The organism is Shewanella sp. KJ2020 (genome assembly GCF_024197625.1).
Classification (GTDB): Bacteria; Pseudomonadota; Gammaproteobacteria; order Enterobacterales; family Shewanellaceae; genus Shewanella.
In genome coordinates this window covers 1-18764 of the sequence record NZ_JAKUKD010000020.1, presented here as the reverse complement: position 1 = coordinate 18764, position 18764 = coordinate 1, and the positions used below count along the sequence as shown (strand labels likewise).

Annotated in this window: 17 protein-coding genes; 7 read left to right on the top strand and 10 right to left on the bottom strand. The window is 48.9% G+C overall.

The window, feature by feature from the left end; genetic code table 11:
* Positions 1-49: 49 nt before the first annotated feature.
* Both coaD and MJO46_RS12365 read left to right on the top strand, forming a co-directional pair.
* Entirely contained in the window at positions 50-541 is a 492-nt protein-coding gene (gene coaD / locus MJO46_RS12370) for a pantetheine-phosphate adenylyltransferase (protein ID WP_198781817.1), read from the top strand.
* Between the two features lie 85 nt (positions 542-626).
* Positions 627-2102 (top strand): capsule assembly Wzi family protein, encoded by a 1476-nt coding sequence (locus tag MJO46_RS12365; RefSeq protein WP_253989556.1) that lies wholly within the window; start codon positions 627-629, stop codon positions 2100-2102.
* Positions 2103-2152: 50 nt separating this feature from the next.
* Here MJO46_RS12365 and MJO46_RS12360 read toward each other — a convergent pair whose 3' ends face one another.
* On the bottom strand, positions 2153-3160 hold the full coding sequence (locus tag MJO46_RS12360; protein WP_253989555.1) for an NAD-dependent epimerase: 1008 nt from the start codon (positions 3158-3160) through the stop codon (positions 2153-2155).
* Positions 3161-3195: 35 nt separating this feature from the next.
* The gene (locus MJO46_RS12355) at positions 3196-4359 is read right to left on the bottom strand and encodes a nucleotide sugar dehydrogenase (RefSeq protein ID WP_253989581.1); all 1164 of its coding nucleotides are present in this window, start codon (positions 4357-4359) and stop codon (positions 3196-3198) included.
* A gap of 240 nt (positions 4360-4599) precedes the next feature.
* On the opposite strand from MJO46_RS12355, the gene MJO46_RS12350 reads away from it, so the two are divergent.
* From MJO46_RS12350 to MJO46_RS12340, 3 genes are read left to right on the top strand one after another with little or no spacing between them, the layout of a single operon-like run.
* Positions 4600-5331, top strand: a complete 732-nt coding sequence (locus MJO46_RS12350; RefSeq protein WP_253989554.1) for a glycosyltransferase family 2 protein — start codon at positions 4600-4602, stop codon at positions 5329-5331.
* A gap of 2 nt (positions 5332-5333) precedes the next feature.
* The gene (locus MJO46_RS12345; RefSeq protein ID WP_253989553.1) at positions 5334-5996 is read left to right on the top strand and encodes a TVP38/TMEM64 family protein; all 663 of its coding nucleotides are present in this window, start codon (positions 5334-5336) and stop codon (positions 5994-5996) included.
* Positions 5997-6014: 18 nt separating this feature from the next.
* Entirely contained in the window at positions 6015-7739 is a 1725-nt protein-coding gene (locus MJO46_RS12340; RefSeq protein ID WP_253989552.1) for a glycosyltransferase family 39 protein, read from the top strand.
* 51 nt (positions 7740-7790) lie between these two features.
* Here MJO46_RS12340 and mutM read toward each other — a convergent pair whose 3' ends face one another.
* The 8 genes from mutM to MJO46_RS12300 form a co-directional block, all read right to left on the bottom strand.
* Positions 7791-8606 carry a bifunctional DNA-formamidopyrimidine glycosylase/DNA-(apurinic or apyrimidinic site) lyase gene (gene mutM / locus MJO46_RS12335; RefSeq protein WP_253989551.1) on the bottom strand — a complete coding sequence of 272 codons (816 nt, stop codon included), beginning with the start codon at positions 8604-8606 and terminating at the stop codon, positions 7791-7793.
* Between the two features lie 34 nt (positions 8607-8640).
* Positions 8641-9096 carry a hypothetical protein gene (locus MJO46_RS12330; protein ID WP_253989550.1) on the bottom strand — a complete coding sequence of 152 codons (456 nt, stop codon included), beginning with the start codon at positions 9094-9096 and terminating at the stop codon, positions 8641-8643.
* Positions 9097-9187: 91 nt separating this feature from the next.
* The gene (moaA, locus tag MJO46_RS12325) at positions 9188-10171 is read right to left on the bottom strand and encodes a GTP 3',8-cyclase MoaA (RefSeq protein WP_253989549.1); all 984 of its coding nucleotides are present in this window, start codon (positions 10169-10171) and stop codon (positions 9188-9190) included.
* Positions 10172-10187: 16 nt separating this feature from the next.
* On the bottom strand, positions 10188-11987 hold the full coding sequence (locus tag MJO46_RS12320; protein WP_253989548.1) for a bifunctional molybdopterin-guanine dinucleotide biosynthesis adaptor protein MobB/molybdopterin molybdotransferase MoeA: 1800 nt from the start codon (positions 11985-11987) through the stop codon (positions 10188-10190).
* A gap of 29 nt (positions 11988-12016) precedes the next feature.
* Positions 12017-12610: a molybdenum cofactor guanylyltransferase MobA gene (gene mobA, locus MJO46_RS12315; RefSeq protein WP_253989547.1), complete on the bottom strand. Its 594-nt coding sequence runs from the start codon at positions 12608-12610 to the stop codon at positions 12017-12019.
* Positions 12594-13304 carry an ATP-binding cassette domain-containing protein gene (locus MJO46_RS12310; protein WP_253989546.1) on the bottom strand — a complete coding sequence of 237 codons (711 nt, stop codon included), beginning with the start codon at positions 13302-13304 and terminating at the stop codon, positions 12594-12596. The genes mobA and MJO46_RS12310 overlap by 17 nt, the downstream gene beginning before the upstream one ends.
* Before the next feature lie 3 nt (positions 13305-13307).
* Entirely contained in the window at positions 13308-14015 is a 708-nt protein-coding gene (locus tag MJO46_RS12305) for an ABC transporter permease (protein ID WP_253989545.1), read from the bottom strand.
* Entirely contained in the window at positions 14012-14836 is an 825-nt protein-coding gene (locus MJO46_RS12300; RefSeq protein WP_253989544.1) for a substrate-binding domain-containing protein, read from the bottom strand. The genes MJO46_RS12305 and MJO46_RS12300 overlap by 4 nt, the downstream gene beginning before the upstream one ends.
* A 232-nt stretch (positions 14837-15068) precedes the next feature.
* Between MJO46_RS12300 and MJO46_RS12295 the strand changes: the two genes are divergently transcribed.
* Complete coding sequence (locus MJO46_RS12295) at positions 15069-16499, top strand: sigma-54 dependent transcriptional regulator (RefSeq protein ID WP_253989543.1); 1431 nt, start codon at positions 15069-15071, stop codon at positions 16497-16499.
* Between the two features lies 1 nt (position 16500).
* Complete coding sequence (locus MJO46_RS12290; RefSeq protein WP_253989542.1) at positions 16501-18630, top strand: cache domain-containing protein; 2130 nt, start codon at positions 16501-16503, stop codon at positions 18628-18630.
* The last annotated feature ends 134 nt before the right edge of the window (positions 18631-18764 follow it).

The window sequence follows — 18764 nt, the reverse complement described above, 5'->3', positions numbered from 1 at the left end:
GACTGACGGGCAATGATTTTATGGTATCCATATAAGTTGGGTCAGCAAAGTGCACACAAGAGCAGTTTATCCAGGGACCTTCGATCCCATTACTAATGGTCATGCCGATTTAATCGAGCGTGCGGCTAAGTTATTTAAGCATGTGGTCATTGGTATCGCGGCCAATCCCTCAAAGCAGCCAAGGTTCACCTTAGAAGAGCGGGTTGAACTGGTTAATCGTGTGACTGCGCATCTGGATAATGTCGAGGTCGTTGGATTCTCTGGTCTGTTAGTCGATTTTGCCAAAGAGCAAAGGGCCAGTGTGTTGGTGCGTGGCCTGCGGGCTGTGTCTGACTTCGAATACGAGTTCCAATTAGCGAATATGAATCGCAGACTGAGCCCAGAGCTTGAAAGTGTGTTTTTAACTCCCGCCGAGGAGAACTCCTTTATTTCTTCGACCTTAGTAAAGGAAGTCGCCTTACATGGTGGCGATGTGAGTCAGTTTGTTCACCCTGAGGTGGCCATGGCATTAGCGGCAAAGCTTAAGCTCGCTAAGGCGTAGAACCTGCCAAGCTGATGATCTTTATTAGTATTTTTATGTTAATTTTGAGGCATTGTGACCTCGCGATGATAATGAAAAGGATGTTATGAAGGCTTTTTTTACCCCCACTATCCTCGCTACTAGCGTTGTCTCTGGCTTACTTTTTTGTTCTACACTCGCCGCTGCGCCTTGGGTGGATGCCTCGGATATTTATCTTCGAGCCGATATTCAAGCATTGGCCGATGCAGGTGTTATCACTGTACCTGTGAATACTTTCCCCTTGATGTGGTCAGGAATTGGTGGCGATTTAGCGAAAGTTGAGCCTGAACTCCTTTCGCCAGCATTAGTGCAAGCCTTTGCCCGCGTTAACTTCTATTACCACAATGCGGTTGAGAATCGCGGTAATGCTAGGGTGAAAGTGTCGGCGGCGACGGATCCGGCAAGGTTTCAGCACTATGGTTCTGACTATCGCGAGCAGGGTGAAGTGAAGGGGTCCTATGAGTACTTAGGTTCGCGCATTGCTTATAAGACGACAGTGACTGAAACCTATGATCCCCAAGATAATAAAAACTTTCGACTCGATGATTCTTATTTTGCGGTCATTATGGGCAACTGGATTGCGACTTTAGGCACTGTGGAGCAGTGGTGGGGAGCGGGGTTTGACTCTGCACTGCACCGTTCGAACAACGCCCGTCCCATGCAGTCACTCAGCTTAAGCCGTAACAATGCCGCAGCCTTTGATACACCATGGTTATCTTGGATTGGCCCCTGGACATTTAAGACCGGATTTAGCCTCACCGAAGCCGAACGTGCCGTACCTAAAACGGCATTGTGGGATATGCGCTTCAGTGCTAAACCCATAAAGCAAGTTGAAATAGGCCTGGCTTGGTCGACGCTGTTTTGTGGCGAAGGGCAAGAGTGTAACTTTAGTTCCTGGTGGGATGCGGTTGCGAGTAATTCGGTTTGTATTGATGGTTCTAACGATTGCGCGCCCGATCAGCGCCGAGATGCGGGCCATAGAACCCAGAGCATTGATCTTCGCTATGCCGACACTTGGCAGGATATTCCCGTGGGATTATACCTAGAACGTAGCTGTGAGAATGGCAGCGACTGTGGTTCCCTCTGGGGGATGGATACCCATTTTGGTACAACGGGTAAGCAGTTTAAGTTGTTTATGGAATACTCGGATACCTATGTTAAGTGTGATGGCGATAGTGCCAATTGCTTCTACGAAGACCCGGTTTATCTGAGCGGTGCTCGTTACTATGGCCGAGCTTTAGGTTCAACCTATGACAGTGATGCCCAAACCTTTGTGCTTGGCTTAGTCGGTCAGTTTCGCAATAGCCGTGGTTTTACTTCACTGCTGCGTTATGCGCAATTAAATAAGGACGGTACTAATGTGGCAACGACCTGGGCACCACAACCGCCGAAGGAAGATTTGTTGATGTTAGAGCTGTCCTACCGCATGCCAGTGTGGAAAGGGATGTGGAGTTTAGGGGGAACTGTGTCCAGATCTGAGTTTGAACTTCAGGAAAACGAGACCAATGCCACGCTCTTTAGCAGTTTTGAATATCGTTTTTAATCGTTAAAACAAAAGCCTGCAAAATGCAGGCTTTTTTATTACTACTAATATTACTGCTTGTAAAATCGGCGATACCAGTCCACAAATTTGCCTACTCCCGTATTGATATCCACCTGTGGCTTATAACCCACAGCGTTAAAGAGATCGCTCGTGTCCGCCCAAGTGGCGTGCACATCGCCAGGCTGCATTGGTAAAAGATTCTTCTTCGCCTCTATCCCGAGAGCATGTTCGAGTGCAGTAATAAAATCGAGCAATTGGACTGGGCTACCGTTGCCGATATTAAATACTCGATAGGGAGCACTGCTGGTGGCGGGCGAGCCTGTTTCCACCGTCCAGTCTGGCGTTGGCCTGGGTGGCTTGTCTTGGACTCTCATAATGCCCTCAACAATATCATCAATATAGGTAAAATCACGGCTTAAGTCGCCATGGTTATACACATCGATAACTTCACCCGCGAGTATGGCTTTAGTGAATTTAAACAAAGCCATATCCGGGCGTCCCCAGGGGCCATAGACAGTGAAAAAGCGCAGCCCAGTGGTGGGCAACTGGTATAAATGTGAGTAAGTGTGGGACATCAACTCATTGGCTTTTTTTGTGGCGGCATAGAGGGAAATGGGATGATCTATGCTGTCCTCGGTGGAAAAGGGCATCTTCTGATTTAACCCATAGACAGACGAAGATGAAGCATAGACGAGATGCCCAATTTGGTGATGGCGACAGCCCTCTAAAATTGTCAGATGCCCCACTAGGTTGCTATCGGCGTAGGCCAAGGGATTGTCGAGTGAGTAACGCACCCCCGCTTGGGCCGCCAAATGGATCACCCGTTGAAAACCATGTTGGGCAAACAGGGCGGCAATACCTTCTCGGTCGGCGAGATCCAGTTTGATAAAACGGAAATTCTCTAAGGCCTGTAAGGGCGCAAGACGGGCCAGTTTGAGTCCTACATCGTAGTAGTCATTAAGATTATCAATGCCGATAACGTCATGGCCGAGGCCACATAGACGTTCACTGACTTTGGCGCCAATAAATCCCGCGGCCCCTGTGACTAAGTATTTCATGTTAAACCTTTTACTGTCGGCTCAATGGTTGAGCATTAATCCTGGCGGAACAGATCTCGGGTATAAACTTTATCTGCAACATCGGTCAGTTCGTTAGCCATTCGATTGGAGACTATTACATCGCACATGGCTTTAAATTCATTTAAATCTCGAATCACCCTCGATTTAAAAAACTCATCTTCCTTGAGTACAGGCTCATAGACCACGACTTCGATACCTTTGGCCTTGATACGTTTCATCACGCCTTGCACGGCGGAGGAACGGAAGTTATCTGAGTCGGCTTTCATGATCAAACGGTATATACCGACGCATTTGGGTTGCATGCGGATAATCGCATCGGCAATAAAGTCTTTGCGGGTGGTGTTCGAGTCGACGATGGCGCTGATGAGATTATTTGGTACATCATTGTAGTTTGCCAGCAGCTGTTTAGTGTCTTTGGGTAGGCAGTATCCACCATAACCGAAGGAAGGGTTGTTGTAATAGTTGCCGATCCGGGGGTCGAGGCTTACCCCCTCAATAATCTGCCGCGTGTTTAAGCCTCGGCTCTGGGCGTAGGTATCGAGTTCATTAAAGTAAGCGACCCGCATGGCGAGAAACGTATTGGCAAACAACTTTATCGCTTCGGCCTCGGCGCTGTCGGTGAGCAAAATAGGGATATCTTGTTTGATTGCCGCCTTGGCTAAGAGATCGGCAAAGGCTTGGGCGCGGGGTGAGCGTTCTCCCACAATAATGCGCGAGGGATAAAGATTGTCATACAGAGCCTTGCCTTCGCGTAAAAACTCAGGAGAAAACAGGATATTATCACTATTGAGTTTTTGCCTTAGGGCAGCAGTAAAGCCAACGGGGACTGTCGATTTAATGATGATAGTCGTATTTGGATTTGCGGCGAGGACATCCCTAGCGACATTTTCAACCGACTGGGTATTAAAGTAATTGGTCTGGGGATCATAGTCCGTTGGGGTGGCAATAATCACAAAGTCGGCCGATTGCACGGCCACATTCTGTGTTGTTGCGGTTAAATTCAGGGGTTTGTTTTTCAGGTAATCTTCGATTAACTCATCGACAACGGTGGATTTATGGGCGTTAACCTGTGCGACACGTTCCGCCGATAAGTCGATGGCGGTGACCCGGTTTTGCTGCGCTAATAGGACAGCATTTGATAGGCCAACGTAGCCCATGCCCACAACAACGATATTCATAGATAGTGCCGATGCCATGACTTTTGTTCCCTGTAAAGTAACATAGTCTTATTACAAAAAAGCGCAATCAAGTGAAAGCGACAGTTCCAAATTCAGTCTTTTTCTAGAATATTTTCATCGTTTACAATACCCGGCTTGCATTCTGTTTGATTCAAATAACACTCTATCAAGGCAGATTTTTTATTTTGCAATAATCATATGATACCGTATTGATGGTGTTAAAGTTTTTGGAGTCTTGAATTGATTTCTATCGTGATCCCGGCTAAAGATGAGGCAGGTAATATTGGCCCCCTGATGGAGGAAATATGCCATGCCCTCAAAGGTGTGACTGAGTTTGAAATTCTTGTCGTCGACGATGGCAGCCAAGACGATACCTTCGGCGAAGTGATGCGCACCGCCACTTTGCAGCAATGCGACGCTAAAGCGATTCGCCATGAACGCAGTACAGGACAAAGCACCGCGATTTCCACTGGTGTCTTACATGCCCGCGGTAAATATATTGTGACCTTAGATGCCGACGGTCAAAATGATCCCGCCGATATTCCCGCCATGCTTGCCCAATTACCCCATATCCATGCCGAGCATTTTTGTATTGCGGGCTACCGTAAAAACCGCAAAGACACGGCATGGAAGCGGTTTCAATCCCGTGTTGCCAATAAAGTTCGTGATGCGCTCTTGCACGATGGCGTACCCGATACCGGCTGCGGCCTTAAACTCTTCCCCCGTGAAACCTTCCTGCGTTTGCCGTATTTCGATCATATGCACAGATACATACCTGCATTAGTGCGTCGTATGGGCGGGGAGATTTTTATTTCTGTGGTTAATCATAGGGATCGTCAGGTCGGTGTCTCTAAGTATACGGCTTGGAATCGCGCTTGGGTCGGCATAGTCGATATTATGGGCGTGATGTGGCTTGGACGTAGGGCGAAGATAGCTAAGGTTGCTCGCAGTCAAGCAAGCTGGCGTGACTGATAATGAAGCGATTCTATAAGGCGGTGTTTATCGTCTTCATTCTGCTGGTGTTGATGTTTGCCGTCCAGCAGGGAATGTTTGAGCATTTAACCGATAGTAACTGGGTCGCGCATTTTATTGTCGACAAAGGTGGTTTTGCGCTCCTAGTTTTATTATTAGTTGGCGCCTTGTTTACCGCGGTAGGGGGGCCGAGGCAGGTTATTGCTTTTGTTTTTGGCTTTGCCTTAGGCGGTATTTATGGCGGTATTTTCTCTACTCTAGCCGCATTACTGGGCTGCGTGTTTGCCTTCTATGTGGCGAGATTCACCATTCGCAGCAGTCTACAGCGTCGTTTTGGTAAGCGCCTACAAAAGTTTGAAACCCTGATTATCCACAAAACTTGGCTGAAGGTCTTAATGATCCGTTTGTTGCCCGTCGGCAGTAATTTACTCACTAACCTGTGTGCGGGGGCGACCCACGTGCCTGCAGGGGGATTTATGTTGGGCAGTGTATTAGGTTATTTGCCGCAGATGCTGATTTTTAGTTTTGCCGGCGCTGGCATAGGCTTATCCGATCATAATCAGCTTGGGATCAGCATAGGTTTATTTATTTTATCTAGCCTAATAGGCGCGTATTTGTACCGTTCTAGCCTGCGTAAACAGGTGGATGAATTGGAAACCGAATAAGAGTATTAAGGACCCGCAATGGAAGCATTCGAGCGCCGTTTCAATAGTGAAGATTATTATCAGGTACTCTGGCCTTTACTCTTGATGAGTCTATTGATTTTGCTGGTCGGGATTGGTTTTCGTTCTCCCTGGCCCGCCGACGAGCCACGCTTTGTTGAGGTCGCACGGGAAATGGTGGCATCTGGGCAGTGGTTATTTCCGACCCGAGGCGGCGAATACTATCCCGATAAACCCCCAGTGTTTATGTGGGCCATAGCGCTATTTTACCAACTGACGGGCTCCCTTAAGTTCGCCTTTCTATTGCCTAATGCCCTGTGTGGCCTGTTGACTGTATTTCTCGTGTACGATCTTGGTGCAAAACTATGGAATGTGCGTGTAGGGCGCAATGCCGCCTTGCTACTCTTGATTGTGCCGCAGTTTTTAATGCAGGTTAAAAATGCTCAGATAGATGCCATGGTGATGTGTTGGATCACTGTAGGATGTTACGGCCTGATAAGGCATTTTATGCTCGGCCCCCAGTGGCGCTGGTATTTTATTGGCTGGGGTTTTATGGGGCTGGGCGTTATCACTAAAGGCGTGGGATTTTTACCGCTGCTGATGTTAGTTCCTATCGGTATTTATGCCGTTAAAGATAGAAGCCGTTTTCAAGGGCGTTTGACTTGGCTATGTCTTGCGGGACCTTTAGCTATGCTCGCCGTGATCGCCTGCTGGTTAGTACCTATGGTGCTAACGGTGCAAGCCCACGGCATGCCTGAGCTGGTCGCCTACCAAAACAATATTCTGTTTAAGCAAACCGGTGAGCGTTACGTCAACGCTTGGCATCATATTAAGCCTTGGTATTTCTTCATCTTAAGTGTTATTCCGTGGATGTGGTTCCCGATTTCTCTGCTGGTGGTCGCTTACTGGAAGCTATGGGTACAGAAGGTTAGGGCCGATCCTAAGATTGCGATTTTACTGATTTGGGTGGCACTGGTGGTGCTGTTTTTTAGCATTAGCCCGGGTAAGCGCAATGTGTATATTCTGCCCGCATTACCTATGTTAGCCCTTGCGGCTTCTGCCGTATTAACTGGGGTTTCACCTAAGGTTTGGTTTGAAAAACTTGTGAGTGGCGCGCTGTGGTTTTTAGGCGGGGTAGTGTTGTTGGCGGGGGGGCTGGCATTGATTCATCATCCCGCATTAGTCAAAGCCCTTGCCGACTATACCGATGATTTAACAGGTATTGGTTACTTGTTTATCTTGCTTGGTCTTTTGTGGTTTTTACTGCTTTGGCTCGGGCGCAAACAATTTGCCCTAGTGAAGGTAGGTATTGTCTCTGCCCTAGGTTGGGTGCTCGTCAGTACTTGGGGATACGCTATGCTCGACGAGATGCGTACCCCAAGGAGTTTGATGTTGCATACCGCTGAGGTGATTGGTGAAGATGCCGAATTAGGCCTAGTGAACTTTAAAGAGCAGTTTATTTTGTTCTCGCCCATGAGTGTCACGCACTTTAGTTATTTGGCCCCCGTTGAAGAGCAAGAGCGCAATGCATGGCAATGGATGCAGGAAAATAAACAGCGTTATCTATTAGTCCCAAGCGGGGCAAAACTGAGTTGTTTCAATATTAAAGGTGGCAAGAGCATGGGCATTGCCCACCGTGATGAGTGGATCTTGCTCTCGGCCTCGGAAATGACGCCAGAGTGTGCATCGCCAGCGCGGGAATATCGTTACTTTACCGATCATCCTGGGCGTTGGTTAAAGGAATAAACGTAAAATGCCTGCAAGTTGCAGGCATTTTTATGGCTGTGAGAACTATGCCTAGCGCGTCTGACAAATTCCACAAAAGACCGTAGTGCGCTGGCCTAAACGGATTTCACTCAGTAGGTTACCGCAGCTTGTGCAGGTTTCACCGCCGCGGCCATACACATGCAGTTTTTGGGCGAAGTAGCCGGGTTTGCCATCGGCATTGGTAAAGTCTTTCAGTGTAGTGCCGCCCTGTTTAATGGCATGGGCGAGGATTTGCTTCACTTCGGCAACTAAAACGGTCAAACGCTCGATATCGATTTTACCTGCTTCGGCTTCGGGGTGAATCCCCGCGGCAAAGAGGGCTTCGTTAGCATAAATATTGCCCACTCCGACGACTATGTGGTTATCCATCAAACAGAGCTTAATGGCCTTTTTCTTACCCGCTAAAGCTGTGGCTAATTGATTGACATTAAAGGCATTGGTCAGTGGCTCTGGGCCGAGTTTTGCCAGTAATGGATGGGCTTCTTCCGGGAGTTCACACCAGAGCCAAGCACCAAAACGTCGCGGATCGTTAAAGCGTAAAATGCGGCCATTGGCGAGGACTAGGTCGATATGGTCATGCTTTTCTACTGGGGTGTCGTGGGGCAGAATTCGCAAACTGCCCGACATGCCTAAATGCACTATGCTAGTGCCCGCATCTGTGTCGATTAACAGGTACTTAGCTCGGCGACGCACTTGACGTATCACTTGGCCGATAATTTGTTTGGCGATGTCAGGTACGGGCCAGCGTAGCGAGCCATTGCGGATCACAAGATCAACCACGGTTTGCTCGACAAGGAAGGGTGCAATACCCTGACGGGTGACTTCAACTTCTGGTAATTCCGGCATGGATTCTTTCTTATCTTAAGTCAAATTGACCGCATTAAGCCGCGGGTTTGGCATCTATGATAGGTTGTAGTTTGGCGCGTAAACTTGGTGGCACTAAGTACCAATTACCCGCGGGAGATTTTAAGGCGCCCTCAATAGGGAAATAAAACCACAGTTGCGGATCGGCAATATCGGCGATCTGAATCACTAATTCCTGTGGTTTATCTGCTGATTGTGGTGCTTTCGCTAAAGGGGATATCAGTACCGTTTGCCATGCATTTGCCCATTCATCGCAGTTGAGTATTTTAGTATCGCACTCCCATTGTGTGGTTTGCTTATGTAGCCACAAGCCATCGAGTTGCAACTGCGCAAGCGGGGCATGGTCGTCAAACAGGCGTTTTGCATCACTGGGGATATTTTGGGTTTTTCTATCCATAAAAGTGAGCACTGCCACCATAAAGACGCAGGCGAAAATGATGATGTTATTCCACTGTTTGCGAGTTAGGGCCATGATAATGCACGACAACGAGTAGGGGATAATACCCGAGTTTATCACGCCCAAAGTGAGATGCTAGTCCTGCTAGTGTGTTGAACTCTGTGGGTTAGCCGCCCGTTGCATTCATAAAGCGTAGAATTTGCACCGCGTTATGATCGAACTCATGTTGTTTGGGCTTAAGGTTAATGCCAGCAAGAATGGCGGCTTTAAGCCTCTCGATATCCCCTGGAGACTCTCTCACAATACTTTTCAAATCAACAGAGTGCTCATTACCAAGGCAGAGTAATAACTGTCCCTCCACTGTGACTCGCACTCGATTACACTCATGGCAAAAGTTGTGACTATGGGGCGAGATAAAACCGATATGGATTGGGCTATCGGCCATAGTGTAATATCGCGCTGGGCCGCCGGTGCGCTTATCGGAGAGTTTGAGTGGATAGCGCGTTTCTATCATGGCTTTGACTTCATCACTGCTGCAGTGGCGGGCGCGCTTACGTTCATCGATTTCGCCGAGGGGCATTTCTTCGATAAAGGCGATATCTAAGTTCCGCTCGCGGCAAAAATCCACAAGATCAATAACTTCATTATCATTTTGCTGTTTTAAAATAACGGCATTTATCTTAATGCGCCCAAAGCCTGCGGCGATGGCAGCATCGATACCTTCGATAACTCGCTCGAGCTTACCGTTGCGGGTTAACTGGGTAAAAAGCGTGGGATTTAATGTGTCTAGGCTGATATTGAGGCGGGTTAATCCCGCATCGAACATAGGCTTGGCAAGCTTAGTCAGCCTCGAGCCGTTCGTTGTCATGGACAAATCCTTAAGTCCAGGAAGTTTGCCGAGCAGGCTGACAAGTTGATCGCAATCGGTGCGCACTAAAGGCTCGCCACCGGTTAGGCGGATTTTTGTTACGCCTAGCTCGGTAAAGGCTTGGGCAATCCAAGCTAATTCTTCGAGGTGCAGCACTTGGTCCCTAGGCAGAAAACAGGGATCTTCGGTCATGCAATAAACACAGCGAAAGTCGCAGCGGTCAGTGACCGAAAGCCTTAAATATTCGACCCGGCGGCCAAAGGGATCTACTAGTAAACTCATAGGTGCTCACTGGCTCCTAAAGCAAATCCGCAAAGGGTTGAATAAACACGGTTTCACCTGTATTCACTACTTCAGCCTCATCGCCAATGATGATCAGGCAATTCCCTGTGACCATGGAACTTAACATGCCTGAACCTTGGTTGCCTGTGCTGCTCACGTGTAGGCGTCCGTCCTTGCCTAGGTGATAAATACCGCGCATAAACTCGGTACGGCCTTGGCGGCTTCGCAGCGTTTCATCTGTGATGGCCGGGAATAATGGCGCTTGCCAATTTAGTTCACCACCTAGTTTACGCAGCGCTGGTTGTACAAATTGCAGGAAAGACACCATAACGGCCACGGGATTGCCCGGCAGACCGAAGAACAGCGTTTCCCCAATTTTACCAAAGGCGAGCGGACGGCCTGGACGCATATTGATCCGCCAGAAATCGATATTGCCAAGGCGGGCAAGCACAGTCTTAATATAATCGGCATCCCCCACGGATACTCCGCCTGAGCTAATTACCACATCGGCCTGGGTTGCTGCCTGTGCAAGGGTGGCTTCGAGGGCGGCTTCTGAATCTTCAATGATGCCTAAATCTATGACTTCACAGCCTAAGCGCTTTGCCATCGCCTTGATAGTAAAGCGATTTGAATCATAAATGCAGTTAGCCTTTAGCTCATCGCCGGGTTGGCTCACTTCATCGCCAGTAGAGAACACGGCAACCGTGGGGCGACGATAGACACTGACACTATTGAGACCTAGGGAGGCGAGTAAACCTTGCTCTGCGGCGCCTAGGCGGGTGGCTTTTGCGAGTGCAACTTGCCCCTTGGCGATATCTTCCCCCGCGAGGCGAACATGCTGACCTAGTTCAATATGGCCCTGCAGGCTCACAAGACCATCGACCTCTTGGGCAAGCTCTCTGGGTTGGACTGTATCGGCGCCTGCGGGCACAGGAGCGCCCGTCATGATCCGCACTGTTTCACCGACCTTGAGCGTGCCAGCATAGTGATGGCCGGCAAGCACTTCACCGACAAGTTTAAGGCTTGCTGGCATAGGGTCTTGATAAATAAAGGCGTAACCGTCCATTGCCGAGTTAGTTTGTTGCGGTACGTCGACGGGAGAAATGCTGTCGCTGGCGAGTACGCGGTGATCTAAGGCGTCTAAGTCAAGGGCTTCAACCTCTGCAACTGGGGACACATGGGACAAAATCTGTGCTAACCCTTGGCTCACTGTGAGATTTTTATCATTGCCTATTTCACAGGCATCCACAGTGTTGATCGGCAGCTTGATACTGGACGCTTGCCAGTTGTGGGTATATTCCATCACAAAGTCGGCAATTTGGCTGACATTGTTCAGATCGAGTCGGCGCAGCTCGCTCGGCAACTGAGTGTCATCGCAACAGGCGATGGCGAGAATATTGTCATCTTGGGTGTAGATAAAAGGTTTGCCGTGGGCGGCGCGGTGTAATTCGATTTTAGGTAATGCGAGCTTCTTAAAGCCTTCGACGAGGACGATATCGACTTTATCGGCCTCGATTTGTTTTAGCAGGTGAACGAGTTCTGGGTCGCCATCGCGCGCATCTTCGGTCATCAGTGCCCAACGTACATGGGAGGCGACCAGCATCTGCCGTGCGCCGGCCTTACGCATTTCATAACTGTCTTTACCGGGAATATCCACATCGAAGTTATGGTGGGCATGTTTGATGACGGCTAAACGTAGCCCCCGTTGGTTTAATTCGGGGATTAACTGCTTGAGTAAGGTGGTTTTCCCCGTGCCGCTATAGGCACAAAATCCGAGAACGGGAATAGCGAGCGGATTGACGAAGGGGTTACTCATTTGCACCTCTAATTTGGGTTATGGGGGCTTTAGCTTTTAGTTATGTCCGCCGCCAGTCGTTGTTTTTGTTCCGGCGTATTCACATTCACAAAGGCGTTGGCCTGGTCGGCGAAAGATTCAACGACAAAGTGATGCTTGGCATACCAAAAGTCCACTTTACGCTCACCCGCCTCGAGAAAAGCTTTCATCGAGTCACGTAAGCAAGGTTTTAACAGTAAGACGACGGGTTGTTCATATTCACCGTCACTGGCAACCGCGATCTCCGCATCTTCCGTCTTAATCGCTGCCAACATCCGTGGCACAAGATCCAATGGCAGTAGTGGGCAGTCGCAGGGCACGACTAATAAATAGTCTGCCTCGGTCTGGCCCATAGCGCTAATCATGCCCGCAAGGGGGCCGAGAAAACCTGTATGCTCATCGCTTATCACCTTAAAACCAAACTCAGCATACCGTGTTTGATTGCGATTTGCGTTGATCAGGATCTCCTTAACCTGAGGTTTTATCCTGTCAATCGTGTGTTCAATCATGGTCTTGCCATTTAATTCGACTAAACCTTTATCGTCCCCGCCCATACGACGTGCCATGCCACCGGCGAGGATCACAGCATCAATTCGCAACGACATATAAGGATCCCTCAACTGGAGCTGTTTGTACGGATTGAGATGAGATTAGCACTCGCTCGCCTTCTATGTGCCATTGTTGTTTGCAGATGGCGGTTAATGCGCAATTTTGGTGACTGCTGAGCAGCATGCCTGTGCCTTCTTGTTTTAATTGTTGGATCATCTGCAATACCAGCGCTTGGGAATCCTTGTCCATATTGGAGGTCGGCTCATCGAGCATCAGGAGTTTAGGTTGCAGTATCCAAGCGCGTGCAATGGCGAGGCGTTGCCTTTCGCCGCCGGATAAGTTGCTTGCTCTGGCGTGTAATAGCGAACCTAACTGAGCCATCTCAATGGCTTGCGCCGTGCGTTGTTTTGCCTTGGCCTTAGCTTCAGTGCTGAAACTGAGGCCATAGTTAAGGTTGTACTCTACTGTGCCATCGAATAAATAAGGGTGCTGATGCAGATAAACAGCCTTACCTAGCAGGTGATTACGCTGCCACCACGCGTCAGAGGCAAAACCGACGGCCTCGATATTTCCCTTGGTGGGCCGTATTAATCCGGCCAGAATTTTCATTAGGGTGGATTTACCCGATCCATTATCACCCTGAAGATAAATCACATCTCCCTGACACAATTCGAGTAATTCGGCTTGAAAGAGTAGGCGTGAGCCAAATGACATTTCCAAGTCTCGGGCGGTGAGTTTTACCTGAGTCATAGGTTAATGGCTCCTTGGCATAGCTTTGCCCCGTAAACTACCTAAAGCAAAGTTAAGGATCAAGGCCAAGATAAGCAGCACGAGTCCAAGGGCGATTGCTTGAGCAAAATCACCTTTGCTGGTTTCCAGCGCGATGGCGGTGGGAATATTACGGGTCAGGTTTAAAATATTGCCGCCAACCATCATAGAACAGCCCACTTCGGTCAGAATACGACTAAAGGCGGCGACAATGGCCAAGAGTAGGGGCATTCGCAGTTCTCGGCATACTGTCCACACGGCTCGACCCCAGGAGGCGCCTAAGGTGCGTGAGGTTTCCCATGCCCGGCGATCGACGCTGGTAAAGGCCGCTTGGCTCATGGCGATCAGCACTGGCGCGCAGATCAACATTTGCCCGAGGATCATGCCTTCTTGGGTGAATAACCACTTTAAGTCCCCCAGCGGGCCATTGCGGGTTAGGAGCAAATACACCAGCAAACCTATTACCACAGTAGGGATAGATTGCAGTGTTTGGACTAAGTTAGTGACGAACCATTTGCCACGAAAGGGCGCAAAGGCGAGTACAAAACCGAGCACCATAGAGGGGACTAAGGTGATTAACAGCGCCGCGAAAGAAACGGCAAACGAAACATAGATGATGGACCAAACGTCGGGGTCCAATGAAAACAGCAGGCTCAACGCCTGCTGTAACAGTGCTAGCCAGCCGTCGTTCATTCGCTATAGGTTGCCTTGAACAGTTGCTCACCTTCAACTTTGAAGTTGTTGATCATGCTTTGGCCTTCCTTGCTGATTAACCAATCGCTGAACGCTTTAGCGCCCTTGTGGTTCAGATCTGGATATTTAGCAGGGTTGATAAGGATAACTTGGTATGGATTGGCTAGGGTTTTGCCACCATCGAAATCCACGCTCATATCTAGCTTAGTCTTGTAAGCCACAAATGTGCCACGATCCGCTAGGGTATAACCTTGTAACTCATTTGCCATCAGCAGGGTTTTACCCATACCTTGGCCTACCGAGGTATAACCTTTGAAATCGGGCGTCACACCCGCAGCTTTCCATACTTCTAACTCTTTGATATGGGTGCCAGAGTTGTCACCACGGGAAACGAAAGGTAAACCTGATTTGGCGATTTTTGTAAAAGCTTCTTCGGCGGTTTTGCTGTCACGTAGTTTTGCTGGGTCGTTTTTAGGACCTAAGACAACGAAATCGTTTTCCATGATGCCACGGGGCTCAACACCAAAACCATCGGCAACAAATTTTGCCTCGGCACTTGGGGCATGGGTCATCACGAGATCCACATCACCTTGCTCACCCAGTTTCAGGGCTTTACCTGTACCCGTGGCGATAACTTGGACTTTATAACCCGATTCACTCTCGAACTTAGGCAGGAGTTCTTGTAACAAACCTGAGTTTTCGGTACTTGTGGTGGTTGCTAGTTTAATAACTTCAGCAGATTGAGCGGGTAATACGGTGAGCATGCTGGCCGCAATAACTAGGCTCAGTAATGATTTCATATGGGATTTCATGTTTAGCATGGATACTCCTTGGCGAAAAATAGGGTTCCGACTCAAATGCCTACTGAGCGGAGGGGTAAATTGTAATGCGTTCGATTGAAAGCAATTTAGATGCCAAGCCGATAATTGCCCTTTTCCCTTCACAGGCTGATCTAAACTGTGAGCTTGATCTCAGGCTCAACAAATAGTCTGCAGACAAATTGTCTCAGCGCACGCTTCTCATGGTTCATAGTGACCTATTAACCGAGTTTCAATGCTAGAATTGCTCGCAATTGAGTCAAAATGTCCAGAAGTGATCACTATGAGCCAGATAGATAACAACCTCAAGCCCCTTCCTTCAGCAGTTTCAGTGCTTATCGTCGACGATGAGCCCGGAATGCGTAGTTTTTTAAATAAGGCATTGTCTAAGAAATTCGCCTTAGTTGAAACCGCTGGCAGCATTGAAGATGCGGAGCAGTTGCGTAGTCGGTGCCACTTTGACCTATTGATTGTCGATATTCGTCTACCGGGCCGCTCTGGGATCGAATGGCATGAAGCCTTAGATGAGCAGGGACGCCGTTCGGATATTATTTTTATGACGGGTTATGCGGATATGGAAGTGGCGATTACCGCCCTTCGTGCCGGGGCTTCTGATTTTATTATGAAGCCTTTCCACCTTGAGCAGATGATGTCAGCGGTTGACCGTTGTATCGAGCGCCGTTTGCTTAAGCGTGAAAATCTGATGCTGCGTCGCGAGGTCTCTATCGGTTATTCCTCGACCATTATTGGCAGCAGCGAGGCCATGAAATCGGTCAAACATATTATCGAGCGGGTGGCGCCGACCAATGCCGTCGTGCTCATTCAGGGTGAATCCGGTACGGGTAAAGAATTGGTCGCAAGACAACTGCATTTACTCAGTGGCCGTCAGGGACCATTTGTGCCCGTCAATTGTGGCTCCATCGCCCCAGAGTTACTCGAGAGCGAGTTATTTGGCCATACGGCGGGGGCATTTACCGGGGCGAAAGGCAATCGTGAGGGGCTATTTAGTTTTGCCTCCGGTGGCACGATTTTCCTCGATGAAATTGGCGAGATGCCACTGAAAATGCAAACGGCTCTACTCCGAGTATTGGAGCAGAAGGCGATTCGGCCCGTGGGCAGCGAGAAGGAAGTCAATATTGATGTCCGCGTGATTGCCGCGACCAACCGTACACTTGTCGAGGAAGTCGAAGCGGGAAATTTCCGCCGTGATTTATATTACCGCTTGAATGTGCTGGATATTTTAATTCCTCCCCTGCGCGAGCGCCCTGAGGATGTAGTGGAGCTGACCCATCATTTTACTCGGCAATTGGCCGCCGATTTGGGCGTGAGGGAAGTCGTGTGGAGCCATGAGGATATGGTGAAATTACAACAGCATGAGTGGCCAGGAAATATCCGTGAGCTGCGAAATATGATTGAGCGCTGTATTTTACTCGGCAAGCCCCCGGCGGAATATTGGAAACAGCAGATTAAGAGCGAGTCCTTATCGTCCCAGGGTTATCCCCTAGATTGGCCATTGAAAGATGTTGAAAAACATCATGTTACTAGTGTTGTCGACCTGCACTCTGGTAATAAATCAGCCGCTGCACGTGACCTAGGCGTATCCCGTAAGACCTTAGATCGCAAATATAAAGAGTGGTTTGACTTCAGCGGCGAACAGGAGTCTTAGGGTGTCATTTTTTACTCACTTTTTTGGTGTCAGTTGGCAGCAAATGCAGGCCAAGGTGCGTTATCGCATATTAATCCTGACTTTACTGCCTATTCTGCTGACCTTAGTGAGTTTAGTGTTTATCACTATCTACTGGAATATCAGCTACACAGGTAAACAGCTGTTTATGAAGGTAAAGGCCGATCTCGCTGTGGCCGAAAATACCCTGCAGCAAGTGCAAGTCCGCCAAGAAAAACAGCTTGAACGGGTGATGACGTCGTGGACCTTTCAGAATGACTTTCGACCCATCTTAGGGGGAGCCTTGGCCCATAGGGCGAGTATCGATGCCTTCCTGCACGAGCAGAAAATGCTGCTCAATCTCGATTATTTGCGTTTAGTCAGTGTAGATGAAGCGGCGGCTGACCCGGATCTACGGCAGATATTGCCTAAGATGGGAGGCTTGTTGCCGTACTCTGGGCTGATGGTGTTATCGCCAGAACGCTTAGCGCGCATCGATCCTGAGTTAGCTGTCACTGCCAGTATTCCCATTGTGGCGACATTAAGGGCACAGAGCCCGAGCAAGGCAGTGGAAGATCGAGGCTTACTCAGCCGTAGCCTGTTACCCGTGCCCGATGCCGAGGGTAAAGTGGCCTGGTATCTCGACGGCGGCATTTTATTTAACCGCGACACCCGGATAGTCGATCATATTCGTGATCTGGTGTATGACAAAGGGACGCTGCCCGAGCGCTCGATCGGCACAGTCACCATTTTCTTAGACAATATTCGCATCTCAACTAACGTACCCTTGCACTTTTATCCAAAGGGGACCGAGACGCAGGGGCGCGCGTTGGGGAGTTTAGTGTCTGAGGAAGTGCGTGAGAAAGTATTAGCTCAGGGTGACTTATGGGTCGATAGAGCGTTTGTGTTTAATGATTGGTTTATCTCTGCCTATGCGCCCTTAGAGGATATTCGAGGTCAGCGGGTAGGTATGATCTACACTGGGTTTTCTGAGTCGCCTTTTATCCATAATTATCTGCTTAATATTATTGAGTTAGGTACGATTTTGATGTTAGTGCTGCTGGTATCTGGCCTGTTGGTTTACCGCGGTGCTTACAGTCTGCTGCAACCGATAGAACGTATTCACCACGTGGTGCAAGCGGTGCAGTCCGGCCGTAATATTCGTATCGGTGCCCTAGGGTTAGATAGGGATAACGAGCTCTCTAATTTAGCGGAGCAGTTTGACAGCATGCTTGACCTGTTACAGCGGCGTAATGCGCAGATCCAAGCGGCGGCGGAGCAGCTTGAAATGAAAGTCGAGGAGCGCACCCGCAGCTTGCAGGATAAGACCCTAGAGCTGCAACGGAACGTGGCGCTACTCAACGAAACCCGTCAACAGCTAGTCACCAACGAGAAGCTCACCGCCCTAGGTGAACTGACAGCCGGTATCGCCCATGAAATTAATAATCCTACCGCCGTTATCCTCGGCAATATGGAGCTACTACGCTATGAGCTTGGTGATAATGCCGAAGTGGTAAAAGAGGAAATAGATCTAGTTATTCAACAGGTTGGAAGGATAAGCACTATTATCCGCAGCCTATTGCAATACAGCCGCCCAGGTGAATTCAATGCGCCGCTGGAGATGCATCCTATTACGCCTATTATTGAAGAGATGCTTGTGTTAGTACGACATTCTATTCAAAAACAAGAAGTTGTACTTATCACTGAACTCAATGCCACTTGCCATGTGCAGGTTAATCGGCCGCAATTACTGCAGGTATTGATTAACTTAGTCGTAAACGCGGCACATGCTATGGATGGCAAGGGCCGCATCTGGGTGCGGACCTATAACTGGCTGCAGCAGGATGTGCCGATTGGCGTCAAAATCGAAGTGGAGGATGAAGGTTCTGGGATTGCACCTGAACAACTTGGGCGGATTTTCGATCCATTTTACACCACACGCAAAGATGGAACTGGCCTAGGGCTTTCCCTGAGCTACGGTATTATTAAGCGAATTGGTGGCACTATCGAAGTGAGCTCTATATTGGGCAAAGGCTCTATCTTTACGATAGGTTTGTACCATGAAGCGAAGGAAGAGCAGCAAAATAACCCCTACGAGGGCTTACATTTTTCAGGCGGTTCTACCGAGATTTAGATAAATTTATGTCCCGTCCTAAGATAGGTTGACAGTTTTTAGGCCAGCTCCAGTAGCTGGCCTTTTCTATTGTGCACCTGATTAGGGGTTGCCATATTCAAACTCAGATGCGGTCTCATATCGTTGTATATTGC

Coding starts and splice junctions, on each gene's coding strand:
- MJO46_RS12365 (WP_253989556.1), top strand. CDS start 627: ATGAAGGCTTTTTTTACCCCCACTATCCTCGCTACTAGCGTTGTCTCT.
- MJO46_RS12360 (WP_253989555.1), bottom strand. CDS start 3,160: ATGAAATACTTAGTCACAGGGGCCGCGGGATTTATTGGCGCCAAAGTC.
- MJO46_RS12355 (WP_253989581.1), bottom strand. CDS start 4,359: ATGAATATCGTTGTTGTGGGCATGGGCTACGTTGGCCTATCAAATGCT.
- MJO46_RS12345 (WP_253989553.1), top strand. CDS start 5,334: ATGAAGCGATTCTATAAGGCGGTGTTTATCGTCTTCATTCTGCTGGTG.
- MJO46_RS12340 (WP_253989552.1), top strand. CDS start 6,015: ATGGAAGCATTCGAGCGCCGTTTCAATAGTGAAGATTATTATCAGGTA.
- mutM (WP_253989551.1), bottom strand. CDS start 8,606: ATGCCGGAATTACCAGAAGTTGAAGTCACCCGTCAGGGTATTGCACCC.
- MJO46_RS12330 (WP_253989550.1), bottom strand. CDS start 9,096: ATGGCCCTAACTCGCAAACAGTGGAATAACATCATCATTTTCGCCTGC.
- moaA (WP_253989549.1), bottom strand. CDS start 10,171: ATGAGTTTACTAGTAGATCCCTTTGGCCGCCGGGTCGAATATTTAAGG.
- MJO46_RS12320 (WP_253989548.1), bottom strand. CDS start 11,987: ATGAGTAACCCCTTCGTCAATCCGCTCGCTATTCCCGTTCTCGGATTT.
- mobA (WP_253989547.1), bottom strand. CDS start 12,610: ATGTCGTTGCGAATTGATGCTGTGATCCTCGCCGGTGGCATGGCACGT.
- MJO46_RS12310 (WP_253989546.1), bottom strand. CDS start 13,304: ATGACTCAGGTAAAACTCACCGCCCGAGACTTGGAAATGTCATTTGGC.
- MJO46_RS12305 (WP_253989545.1), bottom strand. CDS start 14,015: ATGAACGACGGCTGGCTAGCACTGTTACAGCAGGCGTTGAGCCTGCTG.
- MJO46_RS12300 (WP_253989544.1), bottom strand. CDS start 14,836: ATGCTAAACATGAAATCCCATATGAAATCATTACTGAGCCTAGTTATT.
- MJO46_RS12295 (WP_253989543.1), top strand. CDS start 15,069: ATGCTAGAATTGCTCGCAATTGAGTCAAAATGTCCAGAAGTGATCACT.